This window comes from Leisingera sp. (assembly GCF_982940295.1).
In genome coordinates this window covers 116,151-127,017 of record NZ_CEYXRG010000014.1, presented here as the reverse complement: position 1 = coordinate 127,017, position 10,867 = coordinate 116,151, and the positions used below count along the sequence as shown (strand labels likewise).

At 63.4% G+C, this 10,867-nt stretch carries 6 protein-coding genes; 1 reads left to right on the top strand and 5 read right to left on the bottom strand.

The features are described from left to right. A partial coding sequence (locus AC4HIX_RS13980) for a HAMP domain-containing protein (RefSeq protein WP_490399391.1) occupies positions 1-1,519 on the bottom strand: 1,519 nt, incomplete at its 3' end. A gap of 608 nt (positions 1,520-2,127) precedes the next feature. Here AC4HIX_RS13980 and AC4HIX_RS13975 point away from each other — a divergent pair. Beyond that, positions 2,128-2,841, top strand: a complete 714-nt coding sequence (locus AC4HIX_RS13975) for a trypsin-like serine peptidase (protein WP_490399390.1) — start codon at positions 2,128-2,130, stop codon at positions 2,839-2,841. 58 nt (positions 2,842-2,899) lie between these two features. On the opposite strand, the gene AC4HIX_RS13970 is transcribed toward AC4HIX_RS13975, so the two are convergent. The 4 genes from AC4HIX_RS13970 to AC4HIX_RS13955 form a co-directional block, all read right to left on the bottom strand. Further along, entirely contained in the window at positions 2,900-4,078 is a 1,179-nt protein-coding gene (locus AC4HIX_RS13970) for an HlyD family type I secretion periplasmic adaptor subunit (protein WP_490399389.1), read from the bottom strand. Next, on the bottom strand, positions 4,075-6,303 hold the full coding sequence (locus tag AC4HIX_RS13965) for a type I secretion system permease/ATPase (protein ID WP_490399388.1): 2,229 nt from the start codon (positions 6,301-6,303) through the stop codon (positions 4,075-4,077). The genes AC4HIX_RS13970 and AC4HIX_RS13965 overlap by 4 nt, the downstream gene beginning before the upstream one ends. Before the next feature lie 104 nt (positions 6,304-6,407). Beyond that, a complete protein-coding gene (locus AC4HIX_RS13960; protein WP_490399387.1) occupies positions 6,408-7,700 on the bottom strand; it encodes a TolC family protein in 1,293 nt (430 codons plus the stop codon). Positions 7,701-7,772: 72 nt separating this feature from the next. Continuing rightward, complete coding sequence (locus AC4HIX_RS13955; RefSeq protein ID WP_490399386.1) at positions 7,773-10,295, bottom strand: Ig-like domain-containing protein; 2,523 nt, start codon at positions 10,293-10,295, stop codon at positions 7,773-7,775. Positions 10,296-10,867: the final 572 nt, after the last annotated feature.

Below are 10,867 nucleotides of genomic sequence, written 5' to 3'. Positions count from 1 at the left end.
GCGAGAGGTCGTCGGAGGCCTGGCTGATCTCGGCGGCACCGTTGCGGATACTGCCCGCTGCCACGATCACTTGCTGCACAGTGTCCTTCAGCGTTTCCAAGGTCAGGTTGTAATCACGGCGCAGCTGTTCGTGGTCCTCCGGAAAGGCTTCTGTGATAGGCTGCGAGAAATCCCCGGCAGACAGCCGCACCAAGCCGGCGCTCAGGCTTTCAACCACGAATTGCTGCTGCTGCTGCTGCTCATTGCGGCGCTCTTCGGCGAGGCGGGCCTGTTTCAGGTCGGCCTGCATAGAAACCAGAGTTTTGCCGATCTTGCCGATTTCATCGTTCCGCCCGGCGGCTTCGATGCTGGTGTCCAGATCGCCTGAAGCAACGGCCTCCATGTGCGCGCAGATTTTGTCGATCGGGCGGGTGATCGACCGCGCGAACAGCCAGCCGAGACAGGAGACAACGGCAGCCAGGGACAGGGAGATCAGCAGCATGATCTGGCGCTGCCGGACAGCGGGCGCCAGTATTTCCTCCCGGTCGAGCTCAGCCACGATTGCCCAATTGAGGTCGCGGTAAGCGAAGGGTGCGGTGACGGCTGCCACGGTACGCCCATCCGGCTTTTGGACGGCAGGGTGGAATATTCCGGCGTGGTCACCGCCCGCGCCAGCAGAGCCGCCTCCGGAGGAGATGCCGGAAAAGGCAGATTCAATGTAAGGCAGGCTGGGGAGCTCTTCCAGTACGCGGTGCCGCCCCTCGAGGCGCGATTGGGTTCGGGCTTTGAAGTCGCCGCCGATCAGGTAAACATCCAGCGTTTCCAGCTCGCCGCCGAAATTGGTGGTGATCGTTGCGATTTCGTCAATGGCAACCTGCAGGGCGAAAACCCCTGCGAACCGGCCTGCCTCATCCACGATCCGGGTTGCCGCAAAGCCCGCCGGGGCATCCGCACTGGGCGCATAGGATTCGATGTCGGAGAAATAAACCCGGCCGGCTTCTCCGTCCTCCGCCATCCGGAACGCTTTGGCCAGACCTGTGCCGCGGTATTGGCCGGTGATCATGTTGCTGGCGTAGTCGCTTTCCTTGGTGACCGAAAAGACCACGTCCCCTGCCGGACTGATCAGGAAGATGTCATAGAAGCCCATCCTCTCCATAACCCTCTTGAAGGCGGGATGATTGCGCTCGAAGTGAATTTCGTAGGGGGATGCTGCAGAGGCAAACAGTGAAAGGTTCTGCACCTCGGCCTGGCCTTCGCCGGCCCGGGTGGACCAGGTCGCGGTCAAGTCTTTCATGGCATCGGCCGTCGAGGGCACCGAGGCGATCGTCAGAATGGCGGCCTCTATTCCCTCGAAATAGGATTGCAGGGCCAATTCGCGGTCCTGCACCAGGGACTGCATGAACACTTCGCTCTTCTCGAGCACGCCGCGGCGGAAGTTGCTGGTGCTGACGGCAATCAGAACGGCTGTCAGCACCAGTGCAGTGCTGACGATCAGCAGCGGCAGCTTGTAAGCGAGCTTCATGGATTTCAGAATTTTCAATTTGACCTCCAGCGGAGAGGCATCCCGCGGGTGGTGCCGCGTCAGATGCGAGTGATGCGATTGCCTCCATTTTCAACGATAGATAGATTTTTTATCGGTTAATGCGCCTGCACTTTTACGATAGGGTTTCGATTTTTTTGCTTCGCTATAAGGTTGAGCAGGGCAATGCGCAGAGCAGTCTGTTGCTGTGGTTTTACGCGCAAGCGCTCATCCGGGACTGCCCGGCCATTAACGATTGCGGCGGCGCGGGCGACGGCAGTACGGAGCCATTCCCTCCGGCTCAGAGGACCCACGCGGCAGCAAATAGTTAACAAAGCTGGGAGTGCGAATCGCTGGTATGGTGGCTGTACTGCGCTCGAAACCCGGTTGAGCGGCAGAATATTTTCCCGCGTTTCCGGGGAGTTCTCTGGTTTCCATCGGCGCTGTTCGGGTTTTTCTGGCAAAGGATGGGTCTTATTTGCCATGGTTAATCATCAATAACCGGGGGGTTAGGGAATTGTTAACGCTGCCGCAATCTGTCCATGAATTTGCCTCTTCACGGCAATTTCGGGCCTCATTCCAGCCGCACGCCTGAATGACGATAGGTTTGCGGGAAGCTGGAGTGGGTAATGAGACGACTAATTGCTGCGATGGCGGCATGCCTGTCCCTGGGCATGCCCATCGGCGCGGCTGCGAGTGATACGCAGTCAGCCGCCGCATCCATTGAGGGGTGGGAGGCCGTCGGACGGCTGAACATTGCAAATGGCAACATCTGCACCGGCGCGCTGGTTGCGCCGGATCTTGTGCTGACGGCCGCGCACTGCCTGTTTGATCCGCGCACAGGGGCGCAGGTTGCGCCGGCGGCGATCTGGTTTGAGGCTGGTCTGTCGGGACGGCAGGCAGTGGCCCTGCGGCAGGTGGTTAAGGCGGTGATGCATCCGCAATACCGTTACCGGCCCGCGGGGAAGCATCAGATCGGCAGCGATCTGGCGGTACTCAAGCTGGACCGCCCGATCAGCCGCAGCCGCATCCAGCCTCTGACAATGTCGCCGGACGCGGCGCGCGGTGATATTCTGGGGGTTCTGTCCTATACCCGCAGGCATGCTACCCGGCCGGGGCTGGAACCGTCGTGCAGCGTGTTGGCAAGGCAAAGCCGGACCCTGGTGCTGTCTTGCCTAGTGGACTTTGGCGCGTCCGGGTCGCCGGTGCTGGAGATGCGTCCGGGCCTGCCGCCGCGGCTGGTTTCGGTGATCTCAGCCAAGGCGGCGATGGGCAAACGGCGGGTTTCAATCGGCACAGCGCTGGATGCTTCGCTGCGCGAACTCATGCGCCGCGCGGGCTAGGAACAGCCGGAAACCAAAGTAATAGTGCGGCTGCAACGGCCTAGGTCTGGCAGCGCCATCACGGCTCGCGCAGAGCCTCGCGGGATTTGTACAGCGGCTTCAGCAGGTACTGCAGCACGGTCTTTGCACCGGTCTGCAGTTCTGCCGTGGCGCGCATCCCCGGACGGATCTCGATCGACTGCTGACGTTCGGTGAAACCGGATTTGTCGACCCGCACCGTCACCCGGTAATAGGGTTCGGCGCGCGGGTTGCGTTCATCTTCAAAGGTATCGGCGGAGACGAAATCCACCTTTCCGCGCAGCGAGCCATAGATGGTGTAGTCATAGGCCGACAGCTTGATGGTGGCGTCCTGGCCGGGCTGCACGCTGGCGATGTCTTCGGGTTTCACCCGCGCCTCGACAAACAGCTCTTCGCCCAGCGGGATGATCTCCAGAATTTCCTCGCCGGGACGGATCACGCCGCCGATGGTGGTCACGGCCAGGCTGTTGACGATCCCAGCCATGGGGGAGGTGATGATGGTGCGGTTCAGCTGGTCCACCGCCAGCCGCTGTTCCTGGCGCAGGGTCGTGAGGTCGCGCAGGGTTTGCGAATACTCCTCCGCCTGTTCCAGCTCTGCTTGGGTGCCGATCTCGCTGTATTTGGCGCGGGCGTCGGTTGCGGCTTTGCGGGCCTTGTTCACCTCGATCAGCGCGACGATCTTCTGCTTGTAGAGCTGCTCCATATTGGCAAGCTCGGCGTTCAGCTGATCCATGATCTGCCGGGCGCTGTCGCGGCGGCTGGTGAAGTCAGTCTGACGCGCAGTCAGCAGGCCGCGTTCCGAGGCCAGGATGCCGGGGGAGCGCTGCGCCAGCATCTCCGGCACGGAGAATTCAAAGGCGCCCTTCATCTGTGCTTCCAGCCGGTGGCGCTTGATCTCCAGCGCGTCGATCTGGTTCTGCAGCTCGTCGGCGGCGGCGCGGAACTTGGTGTCCTGCAGCTTGGCCAGCACCTGACCGGCGGAAACGATATCGCCCTGACGAACATGCAGTTCCGCCAGGATGCCGCCTTCGAGGTTCTGCACGATCTGCGCGCGGGAGGAGGAGACCACCTGGCCCTCGCCGCGGACGATCTCGTCGATGGAGGCAAAGGCGGCCCAGATCAGAAAGGTCACAACGGCGGCCAGCGCCAGATAGATGATCCGGCTGGCGCTGCGGGGTGTCTCGGCATTTCCGTAGGGATCGTGCAGGGCCATGCTCATTTGCCTTCTCCGGCGGCCAGATGGGCCAGAACCTGATCACGCGGTCCGTCCACCACCATCCGGCCGGACTGCAGGATCAGGGTCCGGTTGGTGAGCGACAGGATCGGCATCCGGTGGGTGGCGATCACCGCGGTGCGGCCCTCCAGCCAGCCTTCCAGGCGGCTGACCAGGGTGCGTTCCAGCGTCTGGTCGAGCGCCGCGGTGGGTTCGTCCAGCAGCACGACCGACGGGTCCTGCAGCCACAGCCGGGCCCAGCCGATCGACTGGCGCTGGCCGATCGAGAGGCCATGGCCGCCGTCGCTGATCTCCAGGTCCAAACCCTTGTGGTGGTTGCGCACATGGGCGCCGAGGCCTGCGAACTCCAGCGCCTCCAACAGCCGGTCGTCATCGCGCTCCAGTTGGTTGAGGTTCAGGTTGTCGCGCAGGGAGCCGGCAAACAGCCGCACATCCTGGCTGAGGTAGCCGATGTTGGCGCGCAGGTCGCGCGGGTCGATCTGTGCCATGTCGGTGCCGTCGAGCAGGATGCGGCCCCGGTCGGGGGCATAAAGGCCGGACAGCAGTTTCAGGAGTGTGGACTTGCCCGATCCGTTGACGCCCAGCACCGCAACCCGCTGGCCCGGCGTGACCGCCACTGCTTGCACGTCCAGCGTCGGCGCCGCGTCGTCCTCGTAGCGGAACATGATCTCGCGCAGCTCAAACCGGCCTTCGATTTTCTGGCGGCGCAGATAAGTGCGTTCCTGTTCCTTTTCCTGCGGCGCCTGGGCAATCGCATCCAGCCCTTCCAGCGCCGCCTTGACGTTGCTCCAGCGCGCCAGGGTGGCGGCAAACTGCGTGAGCGGCGCCAGCGTGCGGCTGGTCAGAATACCTGTGGCAATGATGGTGCCGACGGTGAACTCGCCCGCAAAGACCAGCAGCGTTCCCAGCACCACCGCAGTGATATAGGTCGCCTGCTGCACACCTTGCGACCAATAGGTAAGGGCGCTGGACAGCTTGCGCTGCTCGGTCGCGGAATGCGACGACAGAGTGTTCAGTTCATCCCATAGCCGCAGCACCCGGTCCTCGCCGCGCTGGGTTTTCACGGTGTCCAGCTCGGTCACCACCTCATGCAGCAGCCGCCCCGCCTTGGCATTGGCGCCCTGCGTCTGGCGGGTATAGGCGATCATCTTTTTCTGCATGAAGTATGCAGGCAGCAGCATCAGGATGCCGCCCGCGACAATCACCCAGACCACCGGTCCGGCAATCGAGGCGACCAGCAGCAGGAACACCGCGATAAAGGGGATGTCCGCCAAGGTGGAAATAGTGGAGGATGTGAAGAACTCACGCACCGAGCCGAAATCGCGCATCGCGGCAAACAGGCCGGAGGGCGGCAGCGGTTTCTTGTCCGAGCGCATCCCGATCAGGCGGCGCATCAGGTTGTGCTGCACCGACAGCTCGATCTGGCGGCCGGCCGCATCGGTCAGCCGCGCGCGCGCCAGCTTCAGCATTGCCTCCAGCGCGATCGCCAAAAAGGCGCCGACCGCCAGCACCCACAGCGTGGCGTGCGACTGGTGCGGGACCACCCGGTCATAGACCTGGAGGGAGAACAGCGCGACGGAGACGGCCAGGATGTTCGCCACCAGAGAGCCCAGCATGATCTCACCCACCTGGCGGCGGTATTTGGGAAACTCGCTCCAGAACCAATGGCCGGGATCGATCTGCGGCGTGTGCTTGGCCGCCATCTGGCTGAGCGAAGGGCGGGCCGACAGCACCGTGCCGGTGAAATAGGGGGAGAACTCCGCCAGCGGCACCTCGGTGCGGTTGTCCGGGCAGGAGGTGTCGTAGATGGTCAGGGCTTCATCTGCCTGGCTCAGCACCAGTACGCACTGGCCGCCGGACATCACCGCAAGCGCAGGCCACAGCGCGGGGGCGAGGCTCTGCTTCTCCAGAATTTTGGGCTGCAACCCGGCGGATTGCACCGCCTTGGCCAGCGTGTGCAGGGACAAATCTCCCGGTGTTTCCTTCCACAGGAAGGCGGCGACATCGCTGATCGGCACTTCGCTGCCCTTCAGCGCGGCCAGTGTGGCTATCAGGCTGGCGCGGTGCTGAATACGGGCCGCGGCACCCTCCAGCAGGGAGCCGACCTCTGGCTGCGCTTCTTGCGGCTGGGGTTTGGTCTGATTGTCGGTGCGCGGCTTGAGCGGTGCATTGGGACCGGGCGCCGGGGCAGGGGTATTGGCGGGCTGCATCCCGGCTTGCGGTGCAGCGTGCGGGCCGGAAGCAGGTACAGCCCGCAGCACCGGTTTTTTGCCGGAGGCGGGCAGGGGGCGCGGGGGCTTTTGTGTCGTGTCCGTCAAATCTTGTCCCCATCGGCCAATAGGCCCAGGTCGCGCGCCAGTTGCAGCTGGATCAGCACCACCTCGTATTTCGCGTCGATAAAGGCCTGCTCGCGGCGCACCAGCTCCTCGTAGACCTGGATCACCTCCATCACCGGGCGCTGGCCAGCCTCGAATTGCTTCTGAAACAGCTCATAGGTTTCGCGGCTGCGGCGCACCAGGGCTGCCGTCTCGGCCTCCTGGCGGCGGTAGGAGGCGATCTGCTGGATCTGTCGGCTGTAGGTGCGGCGGGCGGTTTCCTCTGCTTCGCCCACCTGGCGGGTTGCGGCCTCCTTGGAGGCTTCCAGCGCCTGGATGGCTGCAGGGGTGCCAAGGCCCAGCGGCTGGCCGGTACCGAGGGTGATCCCGGCGCCGGACCCGTCGGTGGTTACATTGCCCGCAGCCGAGATCTGCGGCAGCAGGCCTGCGCGCCCCGACTTGGCTTGGGCAATTGTGCGCTCTGCCTCAGCGCCGGCCTTGAGCACGGACAGGAACTGAATCTGCTCGGGCGGGGTGCCAATCTCCAGATGCGCGGGCTTCCGGGGGAAAGACTGCCCGGTCATCGCCTGCAGCTCGGCGCGCGCTGTGGCGGCGGCGTCCTGGGCGGTAGCGGTGGCGGTGCGTATGCCGCTGATCTTGCTGTCCACGACATTGAGGTCGGCACGGTCTGACACACCGCCGTCAACACGCCCCTGAACGATCCGGCGGAAGTCCTGCATCCGGCGCAGGGCGCGGTTGCCATAGGCAGCTTTCTCGTCGCCGCGCAGGGCAGTGGCATACAGCCCAACCGCCGTTTCCACCCGGCTGTTCATGTCTTCTGACAGGTTAACCGCGGCGACTTCGACATCAGCGGCGGCAAAGGCCCGCTCTGCCTTGCGGCGGCCGTTGTCGAACAGCACCTGCTCGATCAGCAGTCCCGCTACAAGATCGCCCAGATCGGTCAGGCTGACCGAAGGGCCCAGCGTCGGCAGCCAGTTCTTGGAGGCCGCTTCGGCCCGCAGTTTGGCGCTGATCAGCTCGGCCTCGGCCGCGCGGGACGAGGCGGCAATCGCGGCCTGCGCCACCTCGCCGTAAGCGCTGTCATCAGTCAGCAGGGAGCGGCGCTCCATCAGCTTCCGGATCACTTCGGAGGAGGCATCGCCCGATTGGGAAAAATTGCTGCGCGGTGCTGTTGCACCGGCGCCTTCGGACCCGCCGGACAGCGGTGACTGGGCGCAGGCCGACAGGCTGCACATCACTGCGATGGCGCAAAGAAAGCGTCCCGGTTGCATCCTGCCCTTTGCCCTTGTGTTTAAGGCTTTTGTTGTGTTGGGCCCGGCGGAATTGCCCGCCAGGCCAGCCGCTCAGATCACGGTATTGACGTCTTCGTCGACGATCAGCGTGGTGCCGTCGTCGCCGATGGTGTAGACGTTGTATGCCTCGCCATCGATGGTCTCGGTGCCCGTTGCGGTCGCGCCGGTAATCGTGAGCGTGTCATCCGCCCCGCCATGCACAGTCACCGAGTCAGAGTTGCCGGACAGCGCGTTGATGTCCGCCTCGGTCAGGGTCAGGTCGACGCCATCAGCATGAACAAGGTTCAGCTCATCGATGTTGAATTGCGACAGGCCTGCGTGGTCCAGCACCGTTGCGCCGGCGCCGTCCTCAAGCACAACCATCGTGCCGGAGCTGTTGCCCGCGTCGTCGACGCGGTTGACCACCAGATGCGAGCCGTCCGGAACGTCCGCGTCGAAACTGAACAAAGTACGGCCGCCGCCAAGGTCGGTTTCGGTGCCGGTGACATCTGAGACGCTGCCGCCGCTGGTCAGCTCATGCGCGGTGTCGCCGGTCTCGAAATCATCGCTGAAGAAACCGCTGACACCGGCGCCGGTACTTATCACGTCCCCGACGTTCGGAGCGTCATACTCAGTGTCGATGCCGAAGGTTTCGGTCAGGGTTTGGGTGTTGCCCGCCGCGTCGGTCGCGGTGATCTCTGCTGTGGCAGTGGTGTCGCCCTCGGGCAGGTCATCCGCGTCAAAGGCGGCGCTCCAGTTGCCGTCCGCATCCACGGTCGCAGCCCGGGTGACGCCGCCGATGTTCACCTCAACGCTGGATCCAGCCTCGACTGTGCCGGTCATGGTCAGGCCCGCCGCGCGCTCTGCGACGTTCAGCACATCGTCATCGGTCTGGCTGCTGTCTGCAGTGAACGGCGTTACCTCGGTGTCGATGGTCAGCGTGTCGCTGATTTCCGAGGTGTTGCCGGCGGCGTCCGTGGCCGTGACAGTGATATCTGCGTCGTAGCTGCCCTGGGCAATGTCGGAGGCGGCGAAATCCACGCTCCAGTTGCCGGCGGCATCGACAGTTGCGGTTTCGGTGGCGTTGCCCAGTTGCACGACAACGGTCGAGCCCGGCTCCACTGTGCCGGTCAGCGTCACCCCGTCGCTGCGTTCGGAGCCGTTGACAACGTTGTCGCCCTCGATGCTGCCGGATTCCAGGGTCAGCGGGTCGACCAGCGTGTCCACGCGCAGGTCGGCGGTGGCCGTCGCAGTATTTCCGGCCGTGTCGGTCGATGTCACGCTGACGGTGGTGTCATATTCACCGGCAGGCAGCGAGCCTGCTTCGAACACGGCGGCCCAGTTGCCGTCCGCGTCTACCGTGGCGGTGCGGGTCACGCCTTCTACAGTGACGCTGACCGTCGCCCCTGCCTCGCCGGTGCCGGTCAGGGTCAGGCCTGCCGCGGCCTCGGAGCCGCTGACCAGATCGTCGCCGCCTGCCTGACCGGGATCAATCTCCACCGCTGTTGTTGTGTCAACACGGATGGTGCCGGTCACGCTGCCGGTGTTGCCAAAGCTGTCTGTCGCCTTGACGGTAACTTCTGAGTCGTACTCGCCAGCGGCGATTTCAGACGCCGCAAAGTCCGCGCTCCAGGTGCCGTTTTCTGTGGCGGTGACCGTGCGGGTGACACCCTGGAAAGTTACTTCGACAGTCGCACCTGCTTCAGCAGTCCCTGTCAGGGTGACGCCATCCGCGGCTTCCGCTGCGTTGATCATGTCATCGCCGCCAGCCTGGCCCTCATCAAGGGTTACATCGGCAACGGTGTCGATCACCACGGTGGGGCCATCCAGGTCGAATTCGGTGCCATCCGGGTCAACAACATGAACGGTTGAATCGTAGTTTCCGTCCGGCGGCAGATCATCAACCGGGAAGGTCACGCTCCAGTTGCCGTCGTCATCGATTGTGGTTGTCTGGGTCGCGGTTCCGACGGTGACTGTCACCTCGGATCCCGGCGCTCCGGTGCCGGTGACTTCAACCGGAGAGGTGGTGGAGCCCGACACCGGGTAGGTGGCGTCCGGGTCATTCACCGTAGGCACGATTGCGGCGGTGCCGCCATCGCCGCCTCCGCCGCTGCCGGCGATGGCGGCTGCGCCAACGACACCTGCTGCGGCCCCTGCGGCCCCCAGGCCGCCGAACAGCGGTGCGGCGAGCGGTGCAACCACCGGCTCGATCCGGTCGACGTCCAGGAACACCATCTCGTCGTAGGCGCTCCACTTGCCGGTCAGGTCGAGCGGTTCGTAGGTAGCAAAGAGCATACCGCTGGACTTGTCCTCCAGCACGACCTCGATGAACTCGCCTTCAGAGCTGAGAAAGAGGTTCTTACCACCGGTGGAGCTGAAGGAGTAATAGTTCTCCAGCACCAGTTCCTGTCCGTTGGCCAAGGTGATGTGAAGGTCGCCGCCGCGGCGGGCATAGCTCTCGACGTCGGCTGGGTTGAGATTCAGCGAAATGTCCTTGGACGGGCCCGCATTAATGCGCGCCGGCGTGCCTTCGGAGAAATTGCCATGCTGTGTAGTGCCCGCCATGTCGCGGGTAATAAATGCTACCGTGCTCATTTTTTTACCGCTCAATCTGTACGCGGCTGCGCCGAAATCAATTGGCGCGCGCTGCGTGGTTCCGTTGCCTGTAGTTTCGCCCACCGGCCGTCTTTTGCGGCCATTTTGAGGCCATACTGTGATGATTTTTCGAGGCCTGTCCAGTGGATGGGCGCCGCTGTTACAGTAAATTAAGCGGCAACCGTGTCCTGGCTGCCGCAGAAATTTTAAGCTTTTTCACGGGAAAGCAGCTGCGGACCAGCCTTAGTGCCGGGGTGGACTCCGCTGCGGCTGGTCCATGAAAGCAAGCATTCCTGCTATGGGATATTACTCAGGGGCGAGTTCGCGGTGCGGCAATCACCTCATGGCGGAAGCGCGCCCGCAAGCCGCTGAAATGCCGCGTTGCAGAAGGGGTGGTTGAAGGGGGTGTTCGCTTTGATGTGATGAAAATTTCCCGCAAAAGATTCTGGCAATTAATTAAAAGTACACCACTTTCAGATAGGAAGAAGTTCGTAATTGGTGTAAGCTCGAGAGTAAGTAAAGACGACGCCGACAGCCCTGGTAACCGGGCGCAGGCCGCCGCCAAGAGCGGC